The 19,573-nt window shown below is 70.8% G+C and carries 21 protein-coding genes; 12 read left to right on the top strand and 9 right to left on the bottom strand.

Going from position 1 to position 19,573, the window contains the following annotated elements:
* Window positions 1-120 precede the first annotated feature (120 nt).
* The 5 genes from VEA62_RS14855 to VEA62_RS14835 all read left to right on the top strand — a co-directional run bounded on the left by VEA62_RS14855 (window position 121) and on the right by VEA62_RS14835 (window position 2,917).
* Complete coding sequence (locus tag VEA62_RS14855) at window positions 121-879, top strand: SDR family oxidoreductase (protein WP_324823224.1); 759 nt, start codon at window positions 121-123, stop codon at window positions 877-879.
* Between the two features lie 3 nt (window positions 880-882).
* Window positions 883-1,287: a dihydroneopterin aldolase gene (folB, locus tag VEA62_RS14850; RefSeq protein ID WP_324823222.1), complete on the top strand. Its 405-nt coding sequence runs from the start codon at window positions 883-885 to the stop codon at window positions 1,285-1,287.
* A gap of 70 nt (window positions 1,288-1,357) precedes the next feature.
* Entirely contained in the window at window positions 1,358-2,095 is a 738-nt protein-coding gene (locus tag VEA62_RS14845) for a hypothetical protein (protein ID WP_324823220.1), read from the top strand.
* 13 nt (window positions 2,096-2,108) lie between these two features.
* Complete coding sequence (locus VEA62_RS14840; protein ID WP_324823218.1) at window positions 2,109-2,507, top strand: hypothetical protein; 399 nt, start codon at window positions 2,109-2,111, stop codon at window positions 2,505-2,507.
* A 122-nt stretch (window positions 2,508-2,629) separates the two neighbouring features.
* Complete coding sequence (locus VEA62_RS14835; protein WP_324823216.1) at window positions 2,630-2,917, top strand: GNAT family N-acetyltransferase; 288 nt, start codon at window positions 2,630-2,632, stop codon at window positions 2,915-2,917.
* 29 nt (window positions 2,918-2,946) lie between these two features.
* Here VEA62_RS14835 and VEA62_RS14830 read toward each other — a convergent pair whose 3' ends face one another.
* A complete protein-coding gene (locus VEA62_RS14830; RefSeq protein ID WP_324823214.1) occupies window positions 2,947-3,933 on the bottom strand; it encodes an SDR family oxidoreductase in 987 nt (328 codons plus the stop codon).
* 92 nt (window positions 3,934-4,025) lie between these two features.
* Here VEA62_RS14830 and VEA62_RS14825 point away from each other — a divergent pair, with 92 nt between their 5' ends.
* Window positions 4,026-4,652, top strand: a complete 627-nt coding sequence (locus VEA62_RS14825; protein WP_324823212.1) for a DUF4126 domain-containing protein — start codon at window positions 4,026-4,028, stop codon at window positions 4,650-4,652.
* Here VEA62_RS14825 and VEA62_RS14820 read toward each other — a convergent pair.
* Both VEA62_RS14820 and dusA read right to left on the bottom strand, forming a co-directional pair.
* Window positions 4,649-4,957 (bottom strand): hypothetical protein, encoded by a 309-nt coding sequence (locus VEA62_RS14820; protein WP_324823210.1) that lies wholly within the window; start codon window positions 4,955-4,957, stop codon window positions 4,649-4,651. The two genes, VEA62_RS14825 and VEA62_RS14820, sit on opposite strands and share 4 nt — an antisense overlap.
* Before the next feature lie 130 nt (window positions 4,958-5,087).
* Window positions 5,088-6,101 (bottom strand): tRNA dihydrouridine(20/20a) synthase DusA, encoded by a 1,014-nt coding sequence (gene dusA, locus VEA62_RS14815; protein WP_324823208.1) that lies wholly within the window; start codon window positions 6,099-6,101, stop codon window positions 5,088-5,090.
* Window positions 6,102-6,194: 93 nt separating this feature from the next.
* On the opposite strand from dusA, the gene VEA62_RS14810 reads away from it, so the two are divergent.
* Window positions 6,195-6,764 (top strand): DUF4142 domain-containing protein, encoded by a 570-nt coding sequence (locus tag VEA62_RS14810; RefSeq protein ID WP_324823206.1) that lies wholly within the window; start codon window positions 6,195-6,197, stop codon window positions 6,762-6,764.
* Window positions 6,765-6,802: 38 nt separating this feature from the next.
* On the opposite strand, the gene VEA62_RS14805 is transcribed toward VEA62_RS14810, so the two are convergent.
* On the bottom strand, window positions 6,803-8,659 hold the full coding sequence (locus VEA62_RS14805; RefSeq protein ID WP_324823204.1) for a monovalent cation:proton antiporter-2 (CPA2) family protein: 1,857 nt from the start codon (window positions 8,657-8,659) through the stop codon (window positions 6,803-6,805).
* A 145-nt stretch (window positions 8,660-8,804) separates the two neighbouring features.
* On the opposite strand from VEA62_RS14805, the gene VEA62_RS14800 reads away from it, so the two are divergent.
* Both VEA62_RS14800 and VEA62_RS14795 read left to right on the top strand, forming a co-directional pair.
* A complete protein-coding gene (locus tag VEA62_RS14800) occupies window positions 8,805-10,667 on the top strand; it encodes a VWA domain-containing protein (protein WP_324823202.1) in 1,863 nt (620 codons plus the stop codon).
* Window positions 10,668-10,846: 179 nt separating this feature from the next.
* Complete coding sequence (locus tag VEA62_RS14795; protein WP_324823200.1) at window positions 10,847-12,040, top strand: winged helix-turn-helix domain-containing protein; 1,194 nt, start codon at window positions 10,847-10,849, stop codon at window positions 12,038-12,040.
* A gap of 259 nt (window positions 12,041-12,299) precedes the next feature.
* Here the strand turns inward: VEA62_RS14795 and VEA62_RS14790 are convergent, their stop codons facing one another.
* Together VEA62_RS14790 and VEA62_RS14785 are read right to left on the bottom strand one after the other, a co-directional pair.
* A complete protein-coding gene (locus VEA62_RS14790) occupies window positions 12,300-13,793 on the bottom strand; it encodes an aldehyde dehydrogenase family protein (protein ID WP_324823198.1) in 1,494 nt (497 codons plus the stop codon).
* Window positions 13,794-13,891: 98 nt separating this feature from the next.
* Complete coding sequence (locus VEA62_RS14785; RefSeq protein ID WP_324823196.1) at window positions 13,892-14,278, bottom strand: hypothetical protein; 387 nt, start codon at window positions 14,276-14,278, stop codon at window positions 13,892-13,894.
* Window positions 14,279-14,446: 168 nt separating this feature from the next.
* On the opposite strand from VEA62_RS14785, the gene VEA62_RS14780 reads away from it, so the two are divergent.
* From VEA62_RS14780 to VEA62_RS14770, 3 genes are all read left to right on the top strand, one after another.
* Window positions 14,447-14,857 carry a CBS domain-containing protein gene (locus VEA62_RS14780; RefSeq protein WP_324823193.1) on the top strand — a complete coding sequence of 137 codons (411 nt, stop codon included), beginning with the start codon at window positions 14,447-14,449 and terminating at the stop codon, window positions 14,855-14,857.
* Between the two features lie 81 nt (window positions 14,858-14,938).
* Window positions 14,939-15,511 carry a hypothetical protein gene (locus VEA62_RS14775; RefSeq protein WP_324823191.1) on the top strand — a complete coding sequence of 191 codons (573 nt, stop codon included), beginning with the start codon at window positions 14,939-14,941 and terminating at the stop codon, window positions 15,509-15,511.
* 108 nt (window positions 15,512-15,619) lie between these two features.
* The gene (locus tag VEA62_RS14770; RefSeq protein WP_324823189.1) at window positions 15,620-18,028 is read left to right on the top strand and encodes an ATP-binding protein; all 2,409 of its coding nucleotides are present in this window, start codon (window positions 15,620-15,622) and stop codon (window positions 18,026-18,028) included.
* A 5-nt stretch (window positions 18,029-18,033) separates the two neighbouring features.
* On the opposite strand, the gene VEA62_RS14765 is transcribed toward VEA62_RS14770, so the two are convergent.
* From VEA62_RS14765 to VEA62_RS14755, 3 genes are read right to left on the bottom strand one after another with little or no spacing between them, the layout of a single operon-like run.
* Complete coding sequence (locus tag VEA62_RS14765; RefSeq protein ID WP_324823187.1) at window positions 18,034-18,543, bottom strand: periplasmic heavy metal sensor; 510 nt, start codon at window positions 18,541-18,543, stop codon at window positions 18,034-18,036.
* Window positions 18,540-18,968 (bottom strand): hypothetical protein, encoded by a 429-nt coding sequence (locus VEA62_RS14760; protein ID WP_324823185.1) that lies wholly within the window; start codon window positions 18,966-18,968, stop codon window positions 18,540-18,542. The genes VEA62_RS14765 and VEA62_RS14760 overlap by 4 nt, the downstream gene beginning before the upstream one ends.
* A 5-nt stretch (window positions 18,969-18,973) precedes the next feature.
* Complete coding sequence (locus tag VEA62_RS14755) at window positions 18,974-19,537, bottom strand: RNA polymerase sigma factor (protein WP_324823183.1); 564 nt, start codon at window positions 19,535-19,537, stop codon at window positions 18,974-18,976.
* Window positions 19,538-19,573: the final 36 nt, after the last annotated feature.

Here is a 19,573-nt window from a genome sequence, read left to right as displayed (position 1 = left end):
AGCCGCGCGGGGCGCTTTATTGCGGGCCCCTGCTACAGGAGCATCGCATGCTGGCCCTCTTCATCATCCTCGGCTTCGTGGCCGTTCTCGCCGCGATCAACTTCGTCGAGTTCGGCCGGGTTGACTGAGCCGGCGGCCCGGAGCGGCGCCGCCCTCGTCACCGGCGGGGGGCGGCGGATCGGCCGGGCCATCTGTCTGGAGCTGGCGCGGGCCGGCTTCGACGTCGCCATCCACTATCGATCCTCGGGCGCGGAGGCGGAGTCCGTCGCCGGCGAGGTGCGGGCGCTGGGCCGCCGGGCCGCGACCGTGCGCGCCGATCTGGCGGACGAGGCCGCCACGAAGCGGCTGATCCCCGAGGCCGTCGCCGCGATCGGGCCGCTGGCGGTGCTGGTCAACAACGCCTCGGTGTTCGAGGACGACCGGGTCGGCTCGCTGTCGCGCGAGACCTGGGACGCGCACATGGAGACCAACCTGCGCGCGCCGGTCGTGCTGGCCGAGGCCTTCGCCGAACAGGCTCCGGACGGGTCGGCGATCGTCAACCTGCTGGACCAGCGAATCCTCAAGCCCGACCCGCGCTTCATCTCCTATGCCCTGTCGCGCAACGGCCTGTGGTGGGCGACGCGGACCCTGGCCCAGGCGCTGGCGCCGCGCATCCGCGTCAATGGCGTCGGGCCCGGACCGACCCTGCCCTCCACTCACCAGACGCCCGGGCAGTTCGAGGCGGAGGCCCGCGCGACGCCGCTGGCCCGCGCAGGCAGCCCCGAGGCCGTGGCCTCGGCCGTGCGATGGCTGGTGGACGCCGAGCTGGTGACGGGCCAGATGATCGCCGTCGACGGGGGCCAGCACCTGGCCTGGAAGACCCCGGACATCGTGGAGTAGCCCGTGGCCGCCTCATCTCCCCTGCCCTTCCCGGGCGCCGACGCCGCCCCCGGCATCCGCCGCGAGGGCCTGACCGTGTTCGTGCGCGGGCTGGAGGTCGCGGCTGGAATCGGCGTGCACGACCACGAACTGGGCCGGCTGCAGCGGCTGGTCATCGACGTCAGCCTTGAACTGACGCCGGCGGCCATCGAGCGGCTGGCTGACACCATCAACTATGAAACCGTGGCCGAGGCGGCCCGGGTCATCGTGGCCGAGGGTCACGTCGGACTGGTCGAGACCTTCGCCGAGCGGCTGGCCCTGGCCATGCTGGCGGACACCCGGGTGCGGCGCTGCGCCGTGCGGATCGAGAAGCCGGGCGCGCTGGACGGCGCGGCGGCCCCCGGCTGCGAGGTCACGCTGGCGCGCTGAGGCGGCGTTCGGCGGTTGCGCCCGCGACGGCGGACCGTCATTCTGGATTCAAGGACTCGAAGGACCTCCGATGGCCGAACCCGGCGATCCGCAATCCCCGGACGATCACGACGACCTGATCGGCTTCGCCTCGCCGGCGTCGTTGCAGGGACGCGTCCGGACGCCGGCGGCGCCCGAACCCGCGCCCGAGGCGCGCCCGGAGCCGGAACCGGACCTGTTCACCGCCTCCGTCGCGGCCTCCATCCCGGTCGAGCCCGACCCCGCTCCGGCGCCCGCGACGCCGGATCCGGCTCCCACGCCCATCGCCTCCGTCAGCGCCTCTATTCCGGTCGATCCGGAGCCGGACCCCGCGCCCGCCGAACGGGCTCCGCCCGAAGCCGCCCCGTCCCCCGCGCCGGTCGCGGCGGACTCCATCTTCGAACCTTCGCCCGGGTTCTCGCCCCGCCCCCGGCGCAGCGAGACGCCGGCCATTCCAGGAGGCGGCATGGGCCTGTACGCTGTTTATGCGCTGATCTTGTTCGCCATCCCGACGCTGGGGGTCTCGGCGCTCATCGGTCTGCTCGCCGTCACGGGCCGGGCCGGACCGGACGATCCCACGGCCCTGTCGCATTTCCTGTATCAGCAGCGGACCCTGTGGACGGCCGCCGTCGCCGTCGCGGTGGGATTGATCTTCTTCCTGGTGCCCTTCGGCCTGGGGCCGGCGATCATGTTCCTGGCCGCCCTGTGGCTGGTCGTCAGGGGCGCGGCGGGGGTCTGGGCGCTGAAGGCGGGGCGGCCGATCGCCGATCCCCGCGGCTGGTGGATCTGAGAGGAGCCGCGCGATGAGTTCCACACCTCCCCGGGACGAACCCGTCTTCCGCGCCGGCGGATCCGGCGACGGCAAGGTCGCCGCCCTGGTCGGATGGGGTCTGTTCATCCTGTCGATCCCGAGCGCCTGGGTCCTGGTGCTCGTCGGTCTCGTTGTCGCCTATGCGGCGCGGGGTTCGGCCGAGGGTCTGGCGCGCCAGCATCTGGACGCGCAGATCCAGCTGTTCTGGTCGGTGTTCATGTGGGGCGCCGTCGCCATCATCGGCGTGATCGTCAGCGTTCCGCTGATGGTCGTCGGCATAGGCTTCATCACGATCATCGTCTTCGGCTTGGCATGGTTCCTGATCAGCGTCTGGTTCACGGTGAAGAGCATCTTCGGTCTGATTGCCCTGGTGAGCGACCGCGCCCCCTGAGGCGTTCAGGAGACAGGGTCCTGCTTGTGCGACGCTGACGCGCAATTGCCGGGAACGGATGGTCAGCGCTGGAGTTGCCGCGTGTGTCGGCACGCCGACATACGGGTAGGGAGACTTCGCCGATGACCGATCTGCGCGACGTTCTGGGCCGTCAGCGATACGAACAGGGTTTCACCGCCCCCGACGGGCAGACGCGCACCGTATTCGCCGACTACGCCGTCCAGGGCGATACGCGCATCATCCTGCATGTCGAGGCCGATCCGGCGCTGAGAGGCACGGGGGCGGCGGGAGCCTTCATGCAGTCCCTGGCCGAGCATGCCCGGGCCGAGGGACTGAAGCTGGCCCCCCGGTGCAGCTATGCGGTGCTTTGGTTGAAGCGGCACAGCCAGTACGACGACGTGGTTGCCTGAGCCGCCGACGCCAGTCAGCCGCCCGCCCGTCAGCCGCCGCCGTAGCCGCCGATGATCGGCAGGATCTCGCCGGTGATGTAGCTGGAGCATTGCGGCGAAGCGAGGAAGACGAAGGCGGGCGCGATCTCCTCCGGCTGGGCCGGGCGCTTCATCACCGTCTGCGAGCCGAATTTGGCGACCTTCTCCGCCGGCTGGTCGGCCGGGTTCAACGGTGTCCAGACTGGACCCGGCGCGACCACGTTGACGCGAATGCCCCTGGGCGCGAGGTGAGTCCCCAGCGACCGGGCGAAGGCGTGGATGCCACCCTTGGTCATCGAATAGTCCAGCAGGTTGTCGTTGCCCATGATGCCGGTGACCGAGCCCGTCATGACGATCGACCCGCCCGGCTTCAGATGGGGAACCGCCGCCTTCACCAGGTTGAAATAGCCGTAGAGGTTGGTCTTCAGGGTGCGGTCGAAATGCTCGAGGGTCAGGTCCTCCAGCGCCTCGACGTGCTCCTGGAAGGCGGCGTTCGGCACCACGACGTCGAGGCGGCCGAAGGCGTCGAGCGTGGCCTTGACCGCCGCCTCGGAGAAGGCGGGATCGGCGGCGTCTCCCTTGAGCACGATGGCGCGGCGGCCCTCGGCCTCGACGGCGGCCTTCGTGTCCCCGGCGTCGCCTTCCTCGTCGAGATGGCAGATGGCGATGTCGCAGCCCTCGCGGGCGAACAGCACCGCCACCGCGCGACCGATGCCGGAGTCGGCGCCGGTGATGATCGCCGCCATCCCCTCCAGCTTGCCGGAGCCCTTCCAGAACGGCGCGTCGTACATGGGCGCGGGATCGAGGGCGGCCTCGTCGCCGGGCTTGCGCTGATGCTGCTCCGGGAAGGGCGGTTCGGGATATTTGCGAGCCCCGGCCTGAACCGCCCCCTCCTCCTTCGACTCGCCGCCAGCAGGAGCCTTGGCGTCGATCTCCGCCTGAATCTTCCGCTCCTGATCGGCGATGTTCTCGGCGCGGTTTTCGAAGCGGTCGTCCATCGGGTCGGCTCCTGTCTCGGGGATGAAGACAAAGTCGATGGAGCGGCCGGGTGTTCCCGCGCATTGTAGCGGCACGGTTGGAGGAGACGGCGATGCCCGAGGTCGATCTGGACGCGCTGGGGGCGGCGGCGGGGCCGATGCAGGCGTGGGTGCTGCCCGCGCTGCTGGGGCTGGGGCTCGCCTCGGCGACCGGACTGCGCACCTTCCTGCCCCTGCTGATGCTGGCGCTGGCGGCGCGCTTCGAGATGTTCGGGGTGCGGCTGATCGACCAGATGGACTGGCTGGTCTCCTGGCCGGCCATCGCTGCACTGGGCATAGCGACGACGGCAGAATTCCTCGGCGACAAGGTCCCGGCCATCGATCACGGGCTCAACGCCGTGGGCTATGTCACCCGCCCCGTAGCCGGCGCCATCGCCGCGGGCAGCGTGTTCTGGGCCGTGGACCCGGCCATGGCGGCCATGGCCGGACTGATCGTGGGGGCGCCGGCGGCCCTCGCCTTCAACGCGGCCCAGACCGGCGTGCGGGTCGGCTCGACGGCGACCACGGGCGGGCTGGGCAATCCGGTGGTGTCGCTGTTCGAGGACGTGCTCGCCTTCTTCACGGTGATCGTCGCCTTCCTGGCGCCGATCGTGATTCCGCTGGTCCTGCTTGTACTCGCCGTGATCGTCTTCCGGCTGGCGCGCCGCATCCGCGAAGGGCGGACGCCGCGACCCGCCTAGAGGGCGCGGCTGACGATGGCCTTGAGGGTTTCGGCCCTGGCCGGCAGGTCCGAGGACAGGCGGCCGGCGATCTCGCGGGCTCCGACCGGATAGGCGTCGCCGCCCTCGGCGATCTCTCTCGCCATGCGCGAGGCCTCCAGCAGGACCCGCTCCAGGGCCTCGACCTGTTCGACGGCGAGGGCGCGCGCCTCGAGCTGAAGCCGTTTGACCCGTTCCGTCGTCGTCTCGGGCGTGCGCATCAGGTCGTAAATCTCGGCATCGCCGGGAATGAGGCGCAGATCGGGCTTGGGCGGACTCTTGGGCATGGGTCACTCCTGCCAAGCCGAATGCGAAGCGGCGCCGCTCCGTTCCCGTCGGAGAGGGTAAACGCGCGACAACGGGCGCCGGTGTGTTTCCGTTGCATCACGAAACGGCACCGCGCCCGGGTCCGGCCCGTCAGGCAGCCTCGGTACGAAGCTCCGTCCGGGCCTCGGCCTCGCGCACGGCGTCGACCGCCCGATCCACGACCTCGAGGCCGGCGCCCGGTCTTACGGCCTCGACTGTCAGGATACGGCGGAACGTCCGCGCGCCGGGCCGGCCGTGCATCAGCCCCAGCATGTGCCGGGTCATGGCCGGCAGATGCACCCCCTCCGCCAGCCGCGCCGCCAGATAGGGGCGGTAGCGCTCGATGGCCTCGAAGGCGTCGACGTCAGGCGTGGCGGCGCCAAACAGCCGCCGGTCCGCCTGGCCGAGGATCGCCGGCTCGTGATAGGCGGCGCGGCCCAGCATGACCCCGTCCAGCCGGACGCCGTCGGAAGCGTCGAGATGGACCTCCGCCTCGTCCAGTGAGGCGACGCCGCCGTTGATGGTGACGGACAGGTGCGGCCGCTCGCGCTTGAGCCGCCGCACGAGGGCGTAGTCCAGCGGCGGCACGTCGCGGTTCTCCTTCGGCGACAGGCCCTGCAGCCAGGCCTTGCGGGCGTGGACGATGAAGACCTCGACGCCGACGGCGGCGCAGGCGTCGACAGTTTCGAACAGGGAGATCTGCGGGTCCTGGTCGTCGACGCCGATGCGGCATTTGACGGTCGCGGGCACGTCAACCGCCGACCTGATCGCCGCCATGCAGTCGGCGACCAGAGACGGTTCGCGCATCAGGCAGGCGCCGAAGCGGCCCGACTGCACCCGATCCGAGGGGCAGCCGACGTTGAGGTTGATCTCGTCATAGCCGAAGGCCGCACCGATGCGCGCGGCCTCGGCCAGCTGGTCGGGATCGGAACCGCCCAGCTGCAGCGCCACCGGATGTTCGACCTGATCGAAACCGAGCAGGCGCTCGCGGTCGCCGTGGATCACCGCCGGGGCGGTGACCATCTCGGTATAAAGCAGGGCCCGCGCCGTGAGGGCGCGATGGAACGCCCGGCAGTGCCGGTCGGTCCAGTCCATCATCGGGGCGATCGAGAGGCGGCGGTCCATGGGGCGGCGCTTCTACACCGAAGTCGGGCGCGAGGCGACCAGGGGAACCTTTGGCATTGGCCGCGGTTCATCGGGCCTCAAGGAGGAATTCCCATGATCAGACCAATTCTCGCCGGCGTCGCCTGTGTCGCCCTGCTCGCCGCCTGCAACCAGGAACAGAGCCCGGAAGCCGTCGACAAGGCCCAGGACATGGCGGCCGGTCCGGTCGGCCAGACCTCGGCCGCGACCATGGGCTCGAACATGGTGTCGGCCTATGTGCCCAACGCCGCCATGGGCGACATGTATGAGATCCAGGCCGCCGACATCGCCCTGCAGCGGTCGCAGAACGCCCAGGTCAAGGAACTGGCGACGATGATCAAGACCGATCACACCGCCGCCTCCAACGCCATGAAGGCCATGCTGCCGCAGGCCGCCCCGGACACCACGCCGCCGACGGAGCTGGATGAGCGCCGGCAGGGCCTGATCGACAACCTGCGCTCGGCGTCGGCCGAGAATTTCGACCGCACCTGGGTCGACCAGCAGATCGCCGCGCATAACGAGGCGCTGACCCTGCACCGCGGCTTCTCGGACCAGGACTCGCCTCTGGCGGCCCATGCCCGGTCGGTGGTCCCCAAGATCGAGGCTCACCTGCGCCAGGCCGAGCAGATCAAGGCGGCGATGTAACACTCGCCCCCTGACCGAAACGACAGGGCCGGCGCCGATCAGGCGCCGGCCTTTTCGCGTTCATCGTCCTCTTCCAGAACCTCGGCCGCCTCCGGATTGAGCGCCGTCCCCTCCCGGCGAGGCTTGACGTAGGGCTCGGGCCGGGTGGTCGCGATATTGCCGCGCATCAGGGACCGTCCGGCCTGGATGCCCTCGACCAACTGGAGCGAGAAGCGCTCTTCGTCGCGGCGGCGGACATCGGCGATCGTCTCCCGCGCCTGATCGCCGCTGAAGCCCAGATCAATGAGCACCTGCTCACCGAAGACCAGCGCCGATTCGAACGTCTCTCGCATCTGGTACTCGACCCCGGCCTGGACGAGGCGGATGGCGTGGCCGCGGTCGTAGGCGCGGACGAACAGTTTGGTCAGCGGGAACTCGGCCTTCACCAGTTCGACGATGCGGTCGGCGGTTTCCTGCTTGTCGACGCAGACGAGGATGGTCTCGGCGGTCTCGGCGCCGGAGGCGCGCAGCACGTCGAGCCGGGAACCGTCGCCGTAGAAGACCTTGAAGCCGAAATTGCCGGCGGCCTGGATCATCTCGACGTCGGTGTCGATGATGGAGACGTCGATGTCCCGGGCCAGCAGCGGCTGCGACACGACCTGGGCGAAGCGGCCGAAGCCGATGATCAACACCCGCTCGCGCAGGCCGTCGGCCCGGTCGACGCCATCCGTCCCATCGGGGCCGACCGATTCATCGGGTCGCAAGCGGTCGGCGAGCATGACCCGCAGCGGCGTCAGGGCCATCGACAGGATGACCACGGCCGAGAGGATGGCGGCGGTGCGGGCGTCGAACAGGCCGGCGGCGAAGGCGGTGGAATAGAGGACGAAGGCGAACTCCCCGCCCTCGCCCATCAGGGCGGCGCGCAGCAGACCCTCGCCATGCTTCTGCTTCAGCCGGGCGACGGCGTAGACGGCCACCATCTTGGCCGACATGAAGGCGGCCAGCCCGCCCAGCACCCAGGCCCAGTCCGCGAACACCACCCGGACGTCCAGCGACATGCCGACGCTGAGGAAGAACAGGCCCAGCAACAGGCCCCGGAACGGCTCGACGTCGGCCTCGAGCTGGTGGCGGAAGGTCGACTCCGACAGCAGGACGCCGGCGAGGAAGGCGCCCATGGCCATCGACAGTCCGCCCAGGTTCATGGCGTAGGCGGCGCCGAGAACCACGAACAGCGCCCCCATGGTCATGATCTCGCGGCCGCCGTAGCGGGCCAGCAGGCGGAAGAAGGGGTTCACCACCCAGCGCCCGGCCGCATAGACCAGGGCCACGGCGCCGACGGCCAGCGCCACGGTCATCCACATGGGATTGCCGGTGTCCACGGCCGAGCCGTAGGTCCCCGCGAGCACGGCCACCAGGGCCAGCAGGGGCACGATGGCGAGATCCTCGAACAGCAGGATGGAGATCACCCGCTGGCCGGGCGGAGCGGCGTTCTCGTTGCGCTCCTGCAGCAGTTGCATGACGATCGCGGTCGACGACAGGGCGAAGCCGAAGCCGGCGATCAGCGCCGCGTACCACGCCAGGCCGGCGGCGAGGGCGAGGCCGGTCAGCAGAAGGGCGCAGACCAGAACCTGCACCGCCCCCAGCCCGAAGATCTCGCGCCTGAGGCTCCAAAGCCGCGCCGGACGCATCTCGAGCCCGATGATGAACAGGAACATGACGACGCCGAGTTCGGCGACGTGCAGCACCGACTCGGGTTCGCGGACCACCCCCAGGGCGGAGGGGCCGATCAGCAGGCCGGCGGCCAGGTAGCCGAGCACCGAGCCGAGGCCCAGGCGGCGGAACAGGGTCGCGGCCACGACCATGGCGGCGAGCAGGGCGACGGCGTGTCCCAGACCCATGCTGGTCGTCTCGTGCATCGTGGTCCCCTGTGTGCGCGAGCCGTCATAGTGGGGGCGCCGGCGGCCAGACGCCAGCCCGGGCGTGTCAGGCTTCGTCAGGCGACCGCGGCGGTTGTGCGGCGCAGGGTAGGGTGTGCCAATGCACTGACAGGGAGCGACGCCGATGATCCATCACCCGCTGAGACGCAGTCTGGCCGCCGTGCTGGCGGCCTCCCTCGCCGCCCCGCTGGCGCCCGCGCCGGTGACCGCCGCCAGCCGCCCGGACCGGGTGATCGACGGCGTTGTCTCGCCCGACAACTGCCGTCGTGTCGGCATCGAGCTCGCCCCTGACCGGGGCGGCGACTACTACGGCGCCACCGCGCGGAGGGGGGCGCCGGGCTACGCACCGCCCGCCCCGATGCCGCCGCCGCCGCCTCCGCCGCCGCCGCCTCCCCCGATGGCTCCGCCACCGCCGGTCCAGCCGGCGACACAGGTCGATGAGATCGTCGTCAGCGGGTCGCGGATCAATCACGACAGCCGGGCGGCGCCCACCGCCATGGTCGTCGCCGGCAACCTGATGGCCCCGGCCAATGTGCCGCCCGACACCGAACGCTACCCCGACGCCACGCCCAACCCGGTGAAGCGGGTGGCCGAGGAGCCGGTGTCGACCTTCTCGATCGACGTGGACACGGCCAGCTATTCGAATGTCCGCCGCTTCATCGAGGAGGGCCGCCTGCCGCCGCCCGACGCGGTGCGGGTCGAGGAGATGATCAACTATTTCGACTACGGCTACGAGCGACCCCGGTCGGCATCGGAGCCGTTCGCGATCACGACGGCGGTGGCCGCCTCGCCGTGGTCCGAGGGCCGCCAGATCGTCCACGTGGCGCTGCAGGGCTATGAGCTGCCCGAGAGCCAGCGGCGGCCGCTGAACCTGACCTTCATGGTTGACGTGTCCGGCTCGATGCACTCGCCGGACAAGCTGGACCTGGCCAAGAAATCGATGAACCTGATCATCGACCGCCTGCGGCCGCAGGACCGGGTGGCGGTGACCTATTACGCGTCGGACGTCGGCACCGCCGTGGGTCCGACCCCCGGCACGCAAAAGCTGAAGCTGCGCTGCGCGGTCGAGGCGCTGAACGCCGGCGGCTCGACGGCCGGGGCGCAGGGCATGGTCAACGCCTACGCCCAGGCCGAGGCGGCGTTCGGGCGCGACAAGGTCAACCGCATCCTGATGTTCACCGACGGCGACTTCAACGTCGGGGTGACCAACGACCAGCGGCTGGAGGACTATGTCGCCGCCAAGCGCGAGACCGGCATCTATCTGTCGGTCTACGGCTACGGGCGGGGCAACTACCAGGACGCCCGCATGCAGACGATCGCCCAGGCCGGCAACGGCGCCGCGGCCTATGTGAACAACCTCGAGGAGGCGCGCCGCCTGTTCGGCCCGGCCTTCGACCGCGGCGCCTTCCCCATCGCCGACGACGTCAAGATCCAGGTCGAGTTCAATCCGGCCCGCGTCTCGGAGTACCGGCTGATCGGCTACGAGACCCGGATGCTGAACGAGGAGGACTTCAACAACGACCGCGTCGATGCCGGCGAGGTGGGGTCCGGCGCCTCGGTGACGGCGGTCTATGAGATCACCCCCGTCGGCGGACCGAGCCAGATTCCCGAGCGGCGTTACGACGCGAACCGGCCCGACAATTCCCTCGGCGTCGGCGGCGGCGATGCGTCGGGCGAGGTGGGCTTTGTCCAGGTCCGCTACAAGCTGCCGGGCGAGCGCGACTCGCGGCTGATGCAGCGGGTGGTGTCGAACAGCGGCGCCGGACAGGTCTCGGCCCAGCCGCCGGAAAGCACCCGCTGGGCCCTGGCGGTCGCCGCCTTCGGCCAGAAGCTGCGCAACGATCCGTGGCTGGGCGACGGCTACGGCTGGGACCAGATCCTGGAACAGGCGCAGGGCGCCCGGGGCGAGGACCCCTACGGCGAGCGCGCGGACTTCGTGCAGATGATCCGGGCCGCCGCGGGGATGGAAACGCAGGCGAGGCCGTGATCCCGATTTCCTTCTCCCGACGGGAGAAGGTGGCGCGCAGCGCCGGATGAGGGTCGGCTGGTGAAAGCGGCGAAGCCGCCCGCCGCCAGTCGACCCTCACTCTTCGCATAACGACGATCGCTTCGCCCTCGTGCGCTCAAGCCCTCTCCCATCGGGAGAGGGTTCGTGCATGGTGGGGCGTGACAGAACAAATCTCCCCCAGGACCGCCCGCCGCATCGCGCTCTCCGCCCAGGGCTTCGGCCGGACGCCCCCGGCGGCGCCTGGCCCGAAACACGTCCGTGACCTCGTCCGCAAGCTCGGCGTCGTCCAGATCGACAGCGTCAATGTGGTGACGCGGACCCACTATCTGCCCGCCTTCTCGCGGCTGGGCGACTATCCGCGCGAGGCGCTGGAAGCGGAGGCCTGGGGCGCGCGGCGCAACCTGTTCGAATACTGGGGGCATGAGGCGTCGCTGCTGCCGCTGGAGCTGCAGCCGCTGCTGCGCTGGCGCATGGCCCGGGCCGAGGCGGGCGAGATGTGGGGCGGACTGGCGCGGTTCGGGCGCGAACGGCGCGACTATATCGACGGGGTGCTGAAGGAGATCGAGCGGCGGGGGCCGGTCACGGGCGGCGACTTCAACGACGCGCCGCGCGGGGCCCCCGGCTGGTGGTCCTGGTCGGACGGCAAGCGGGCGCTGGAGTGGCTGTTCTGGGCCGGGATGATCACCACGAAGACGCGGCGGGGGTTCGAGCGGGTCTACGACCTGACCGAACGCGCCCTGCCCGCCCGGATCATCGACCTGCCGACGCCGGACGAGGCCGACGCCCAGCGCGAGCTGATCCGGCGGTCGGCGCGCGCCATGGGCGTGGCGACCATGGCGGACCTGCGGGACTACTACCGGCTGCCGCTGGCGGAGACGAAGGCGCGGGTGGCGGAGCTGGTCGAGGCGGGCGAGTTGGCGCCGGCGTCGGTGAAGGGGTGGCGGCAGGCGGCGTATCTGGCGCCCGGCGCGCGGACTCCGCGCACGGTGACCGGCGCGTCCCTGCTGTCGCCGTTCGACAACCTGATCTGGGCCCGCGACCGGACCGAGCGGCTGTTCGGGACACGGGTGCGGCTGGAGATCTACACCCCGGCCCACAAGCGGACCCACGGCTACTATGTGCTGCCGTTCCTCGAGGACGAGGCGATCACGGCTCGGGTGGACCTGAAGTCCGACCGGCAGGCGGGCGTGCTGTTGGTGCAGGCGGCTTGGCGGGAGCCGGACGCGACGGCGGAGACGGCGGCGCATCTGGCGGGCGAGCTGCGACGGATGGCCGGATGGCTGGGGCTGGAGGGGATCGAGATCGTCGGCAAGGGCGATCTGGCGGAGGCGCTCGCCCGCGAACAGGAATAAATTCTTAGGTCGACCTTGCCCGGTGGCGATGGATATCCCATGTGCACCGGGTGCGGTCCTGCGCGGGAGATCTTTGAAAATCTGATGATCGACGCGGCGGCTTCAGCCGCGTTCCGGATGGGAATTTCCGATAATCTGGCACGGTTCCGGTGGCCCGAAATCGTCAACCCATTGTTTTCCCGTACTATCGTTGGCCGATTTTGGCACGGTTGGCGCCCCGAATTCCCGAAACCGTGCCAACGGCGCCGGGCGTCGAGGCCTAGACTTCGAACTTCACGCCCTGCGCCAGCGGCAGGTCGCGGCTGAAGTTCACCGTCTGTGTCTGGCGGCGCATATAGGCCTTCCAGGCGTCGGAGCCGGACTCGCGGCCGCCCCCGGTATCCTTCTCGCCGCCGAAGGCGCCGCCGATCTCGGCGCCCGAGGGGCCGATGTTGACGTTGGCGATGCCGCAGTCCGAGCCCCAGGCCGAGAGGAATTGCTCGGCCTCGCGGACGCTGTCGGTGAAGACGCAGGACGACAGCCCCTGCGGCACGGCGTTCTGCATCGCCACGGCCTCGTCGAAGTCCGACCAGGTCAGGACGTAGAGGATCGGGGCGAAGGTCTCGTGCTCGACCACCGCCGTCTGGAAAGGCATGCGGACGATGGCGGGGCGGACGTAGACGCCGTCGCCCTCGACGGGCGCGCCGCCGGTGAGGACCTCGCCGCCCTGTTCCACGGCCTGGGCCAGCGCCGCCTCGAAGCCGCGCCGGGCGTCGGCGTCGATCAGCGGGCCGACGAGGGTTCCGCTGTCGCGCGGGTCGCCGATGGGCAGGGTCTCATAGGCCTTCTTAAGGCGGGCGATCAGGGCGTCGGCGATGGACTCGTGGACCAGCAGGCGGCGCAGGCTGGTGCAGCGCTGGCCACAGGTGCCGACGGCGGAGAAGGCGATGGCGCGCACGGCCATGTCGAGGTCGGCCGAGGGGGTGACGATCATGGCGTTGTTGCCGCCGAGCTCGAGCAGCGAGCGGCCGAGGCGGGCGGCGACGGTCTGGGCCACGGCCTTGCCCATGCGGGTCGAGCCGGTGGCCGAGACCAGCGGGATGCGCGGGTCGGCGGCGAGACGTTCGCCGGTTTCGCGGCCGCCGATCACCACCTGCGACAGGCCCTCCGGCGCGTCCCCGAAGCGGGCGATGGCGCGGTCGAGCACCGCCTGGGTCGCCAGCGCCGTCAGCGGCGTCTTCTCCGACGGCTTCCAGATCACCGGATCGCCGCAGACGAGGGCGAGGCAGGCGTTCCAGGCCCACACCGCGACCGGGAAGTTGAAGGCCGAGATGACCAGCACCGGTCCGAGCGGCTGATACGTCTCGCGCATGTGATGCCCGGGCCGCTCGCTGGCCAGCGTCAGGCCGTACAGCTGGCGCGACAGGCCGACCGCGAAGTCGCAGATGTCGATCATCTCCTGAACCTCGCCGAGGCCCTCCGAAACGATCTTGCCGGCTTCCAGGGTGACGAGGCGGGCGAGGTCATCCTTCGAGGCGCGCAACTCCTCGCCGAGCAGGCGGACCAGCTCGCCGCGGCGCGGAGCCGGCACGCGCTTCCACAGGTCGAAGGCGGCGACCGAGCGGACGACCACGGCGTCGGGGTCCGCCGTCTCCGTGACGGCGCCGGCGCTGGAGCCGTCGACCGGCGAGCGGACCGTCAGGGTCCCGCCCCACGCCGCCTCGCCCACGCCCAGCCGTTCAAGGATGGCTTTCGCCTCGTTCGCCGCCGTCATCGTCACGCTCCTGCCGATGCATGCGATTAGACTCCCCGGCGGGCGAACGAAAGGGCCGCCCCATCGCCGGAGCGGCCCTTCGAGACCCGTCCCGGGTCTTACCAGCGAGACCAGCTGGCGCGCTGGACCTGGAACTGGATCCGGTCCAGACGGCGCTCGAGGTCTCGGTACTCGCCGGCGCTCAGGCCGTTGCGGGCGTAGCGATACTCGAGCCGCCGATAGGCGTTCAGCTGGCGGGAGAGGTCGCGGGCCTTCAGCCGATCGACGCCGCCGCTCCAGGCCATCCGCTCGATGTGCTGCGACAGAACCTGCGCCCGGTAGCGGAGGTCTCGCGGAGCGTAGCCGCGGCCGTAGCCGTAGCCGTATGGTTGGCTGTATCCGGGCGAACCGAAGCTGAGGGTGACCCCGAAATTCTGGGCCAGCGCCGGGGTCGAGACCATGACCGCGGACGCCGCCAGCACGGGAAGCAGGGCTTTCCTGATCATGGCGGTCTTCATTGCGTTTGTCCTTTCGTGTCCGGGACCATCCCGGGTGATGGACGCAGGAGACCACGCGGCGACTGACACGACCCTGAGGGGTTCGTTGTGCGCCAGTCAGGAACCGGCGCGGAGCCGGAGGGTTCTGTCGGCAAGCCGACAACCAGGAGAGACCCGATGAAAGTTCGCGACGTGATGAGCAAGGACGTCCAGGTCGCCCGCCCGGGAGACAGCCTGCAGGAGGTGTCGTCGCGGATGGCGAGCGGCGACTTCGGCTTTATGCCGGTGGCCGACGGCGACCGCCTCATCGGGACGATCACCGACCGGGACATCACCGTGCGCGCGGTGGCCGGCGGCGCCGCCTGCACCGCGCCGGTGGTGGAATATATCACCCGCGATCCGCACACGGCCCGGGCCGACGACGACCTGCAGACGGTGCTCGACGCCATGGGGTCGAAGCAGATCCGCCGACTGCCGGTGCTGGACAAGGACGACCGGCTGGTCGGGGTGGTTTCGCTGGGCGACCTGTCGACGCGGGTGAAGGAGAAATACGCCGGCGAGACGCTGGAGGACATCTCGCGTCCCTGACGGAGGGGGTGTTAACCCTTTCGCCAAACCACGTGTTCACCCGGGCCGGCGCATGCTCGCCGTTCACGACGGGAGACGCCGATGGCGCGCGCGCAGTTCCAGAAGGGTCAGAAGGTCTGGGTCGAATGTGTCGGCGCCTGGGCCCAGATCGAGAAGGTCCAGCCGGTCTGGGCCAAGGGCTTCGAGGAGCCGGTCCGGGTCACCTATGACGTCGGGCTGGGCCGGGAATTCCTGGCCCACGAACTGCTGCTGCCCAGCGAGGATCCTGCCGCCAACGCCGGCGAGAACTGGCGGCTGATGCGGGCCCGGAACAAGTGGCAGACGGCCGACGACACGCCGCATCACCCGTTCCCCGGCACCTATCCGGTGGTGGTCACCGACAAGGCGGACTGGGGCGGCTGGCGCGTGCCGGGAGCGGAATATGACCGCGACCCGGACCAGATCGAATTCCAGGCCCGGCTGATCGCCGCGTCGCCGAGACTGATGGCGCTGGCCGAGCGGATGGTCGCCGCGGTGGACGAGGCGCCCGAGGACGCACCGCCGGAGATGCAGTTGCTGGCGCGGGACGCCCGGGCCGTGCTGAAGAGCGTCAAGGACGTGCTGGCCGCCCCGGAAGCCGCGGCGACTCCGCCGGCGCCGTCACGGGCGGCCTGAGCGGCCGTCCCCTGAAATGAGCCTCCGGTCAGGCGAGTAAGCCTCGACAGGAATCCGCGACGCAGCCTAGATTCGGCCATCGTCGCCGAATCGGTCCGGGAGAGCGCCTTGCGGGGCAGCGAGCGCCGCATAACCCAGCAAGGACGGCGCGCCCAGGACCGGCGCAAGGGCCCGCCCGCATGGCTGCGGATCGCCATCCTCGCGGTGACCCTGGCGGTGGCCGCCTACGTTCTTCTGTTCGCTCGTGAAATGGCGCGGCCGGGCCAGGAAGCCGACACCCTGCGCATGGCGGCGGTGGACCGCGAGGCCCGGATGCTGGCGCTCGAACTGGAAGCCCGCATGGCCCCCGTCGAAGCCGCCGTCCGCGTGGCGTCGCAGGCCGGCGGAGCCGCCGAGGCGATCCGGCAGGCGCGCGCCGCCGCGCCGGGACGCCCCTTCGCCGTGATCGCTTCCGACGGGGGCGTGGTCACGGCCACGGGCGCGCCCGCCGCAGCTTTCGCCTCTGCGCCCGGCAAGCCGAGACTGGCGGCTGACGGGGCCGCGGTGCTGGTTTCATCCACCCTGGCCGACGGCGCCCGGCTGGTTGGCCGCGCGCCCCTGCCCTCCCTGCGGACCACCGACGGCGTTGACCGTTGGCTGTTGTCCGGACCGGGCACGCCGCTGGCCGGAGGGCCGCGGGCGGCGCAGAGCCTGGCCCTCGCCGAGGCTCCGGCCGACGGACGCGGCCAGGGCGCGACCGTGGCGACTGCGGGAGGAGCGGTGCGGCGAACCACGGTGGCGGTGGGCGAGACGGGACTGATCGCGGTGGCCTCGACACCGGTCAGCGTCGGCGCGGGAGCCCTTCTGGACGACGCCTGGGTCCTGACCGCGCCGTTCGTCATCGGCGTCCTGGTCCTGTTGCTGTCCCTGCTGCAGCAACGCAAGCAGGCAGGGATCAGCCGCGAATGGGCCGCGTCGGAACGCCGGTTTCGGGGCGCGGTCGAGGCGGCGCGCTGCGGGGTCTGGGACTGGGATCTCGAGAGCGGGCAAATCCTGCTGTCCGACTACATGGCCGACCTCATGGGTCTGGAGCGGAACGGGACGACCACGGCCGAGGCGATGATGGAGCGCATCCATCCCCGCTACCGGGGAGCCGTGGAGCACGCGCTGCGCCAGGCGGAGACCTTCGGAACCTTCGAGGTCAGCTTCCCGGTGCCCGACGAGCAAGGCCGGGCCCGCTGGATAGACGCCCGCGGACAGGCCCGGGGCGAGCGCGGCGAAGACGGTTTCACCTCGATCCTCGGCATTGCGCTGGACACCACCGAGGCGCGGCGGGCCAAGGCGCACGCCCAGGCTGCCGAGAGCCGGCTGCGCGACGGCATCGAGAGCGTCTCGGACGCCTTCGTCCTGTTCGACCGTCAAGGCCGGCTGATCCTGTCCAACCAGGCCTTCCAGGACGCCTTCAACTTCGAGCCCGGGGTTCTGCGCAAGGGCGCACTCAAGGTCGATCTGAACCGGATCGCGGCCCTGGCCATCAAGTCGGACCAGCCCGCCCCGGGCGGCCGCGTGGGGGCCCGCGAGGTCGAACTGCACGACGGGCGCTGGCTGCAGCTGGTCGAGCGCTTCACCTCGGATGGCGGGTCGGTGGTGACGGCGGCGGACATCACCGCCATCAAGCAGAAGGAGGCCGAGCGCCAGCGGGCCACCGAAAGACTGCACGTGACCATCACCGAACTGGAGGACCGCGAGGAGAAGCTGTCGCTGCTGGCGCGCAAATACGAGATCGCAATGACGCGGGCCGAGGCGGCGAACCAGGCCAAGTCGGAATTCCTCGCCAACATGAGCCACGAGCTGCGGACGCCGCTGAACGCCATCAACGGCTTCTCCGAGATCATGGCCGGCGAAATGTTCGGCCCCCTGGGGGATGCCCGCTACAAGGGCTATGCGGCCGACATCCTGCGCTCCGGCCAACATCTGCTCAGCCTGATCAACGACATCCTCGACATGGCAAAGATCGAGGCCGGCAAGCTGACGCTGCACTACGAGGAGGTCTCGCTGAAGGAGATCGTCGACGACGCCGCGCGCCTGATGCGCGGCCGGGTCGAGGAGGCGGGGCTGAAACTCCTGGTCGACGCGCCGGAGCTGCCGACCATCGAGGCCGATCACCGGGGCCTGAAACAGGTGGTGCTGAACCTTCTGTCCAACGCCGTGAAATTCACCCCCGAGGGCGGCGACATTGTCGTGGCCCTGTCGCGCGAGGATGACGACCGGGTGCGGGTGGCCGTCACCGATACCGGCATCGGCATCGCCGCAGAGGACCTCACGCGGCTGGCGCGGCCATTCGAGCAGGTCGAGGGACAGCATTCGAAGACCAACCAGGGCACCGGCCTGGGTCTCGCCCTGACGAAGTCGTTGATCGAGCTGCACGGCGGGACGATGAGGATGGAAAGCGAACCGGGACGCGGCACCACGGTCAGCTTCGACCTGCCGATGCGTCGCCCCATCCGTTCCGCCGAAAGGCAGGCGCGAGCGGCCTGAACCTCCTAGGAGCGGGGCGGCGTCGCCGCGCGCGCCTTGCGGTCGCCCTTGTCGCGCACCACCGTCCGGCCACGGCGCGTGAGGATTTCCGACAGGGCCGCGCGATCGGCGGGCTCCAGCGTCGCCAGCACCGCCACGGCGTCTGCCTCGAGCCGGGCCCGGCCGCGCAGTTCGGCGGCGCGGGACTGTTCGAGCAGGGCCGAGACCTCGGCCGGGTCGAAGTCGGCGGAACGCGCCAGCGCCGTCGCCTGGCGCCGCTTCAGCCGGGTCTCCTCGAAGTCCGGGCGGGCCGCCCGGGCGGACGCGCGCAGGGTTTCGCGCACGCGATCGCGCACGGCGGGATCGAGCCCCTCGACAACCGCCATGAAGGAGCGGTCGCGGGGCGCCCGATGCTGGGCCTCGATGCGGCGCTCGACGTCGGCCCGGCCGACGAGCAGCGTGGCGCCGGCCGCCAGGGCGAACAGGTTCAACGCCACCGAGGCGGCCAGGGCGATCTTCAGGGTCCTGGCGGTCAACCGAGCACCTCCGTGTCGTCGACGCCGAGCAGGGACGCCTGGTACAGCACCGCGTCGGCCTCGGCGGCGGCGGTCAGATGGCCGGTCATGACGACGCCCGCCGCCACCCCGGCGCAGGCCGCCACCGCCCAGCCGGCCCCCAACGCCAGGGTCAGGCGGTCGATCCACAGCCGGCCGGAGCGCCCCACCCGGCCTCCGGCGGACGCGGCGGCGGCGATCACCCGGTCGCGCAGCGCCATCGAGACCTGCGGCGTGGGCGAGCGATGCAGCAGGGCGTCAACCGCATCCGCCTCGACCAGAGCCGGGCCGGCGAGGTCCGGATGAGCCGCCGCAAAGGCGTCGGCCTCCAACCGTTCGGCGTCGGGCCAGCGGCGGCGGTCCGCGCCGTAGGCGGCCACCAGGGTGAGAAAGCGTTCCGCCGTCATCACGTTCATACTCCTTCGGCCCCGGGCCGATGCTCGGCCAGCGCCAGTCTCAGCGCCCGCCGTCCACGCGACAGCAGGCTCTCCAACGCCTCGATGCTGATCTCCATCAGCCCCGCGGCCTCGATGTTCGACAGTTCCTGATAATGGCAAAGCACGATGGCTTCGCGCTGGCGATCGGGCAAGCGGGCCAGGGCGCCGTTGACCGCCGCGCCGACGTCGGCGGCGAGCAGGCCGCGATCCGGCGCCGGCCCGTCGTCGCGCCGGTCCGGCGGCGCGTCGGTGGGAACCTCTCGCCGCCGCCGCAGCCGGTCGTAGCAGAGGTTCAGGGCCACCCGATGCAGCCAGGTGTCGAACTTGGCCCGGCCGGAAACCCAGCGGGGCGCCTGCCGCCAAGCACGCACCAGAGCCTCCTGGGCCACGTCTTCGGCCTCGACCGCGTCGCCGAGCATGCGCTGGGCGAGAGCCAGCATGCGCGGCAGCTTGCGCGCGACCATGGCTTGAATGGCCGCGGGATCACCCTGACCCACGCGGCGCACCAGATCCTCGTCGGGGTCGGCGAAGGTCGCCATCCGGCCTCGTGCGAACGTTGCTGCAAGGCCGGTATG

Origin of the sequence: Brevundimonas sp. (genome assembly GCF_035627475.1) — a bacterium.
Lineage (GTDB): Bacteria > Pseudomonadota > Alphaproteobacteria > Caulobacterales > Caulobacteraceae > Brevundimonas.
The sequence above is the reverse complement of the archived record's forward strand: the minus strand, read 5'-3'. Positions and strand labels throughout refer to the sequence as shown.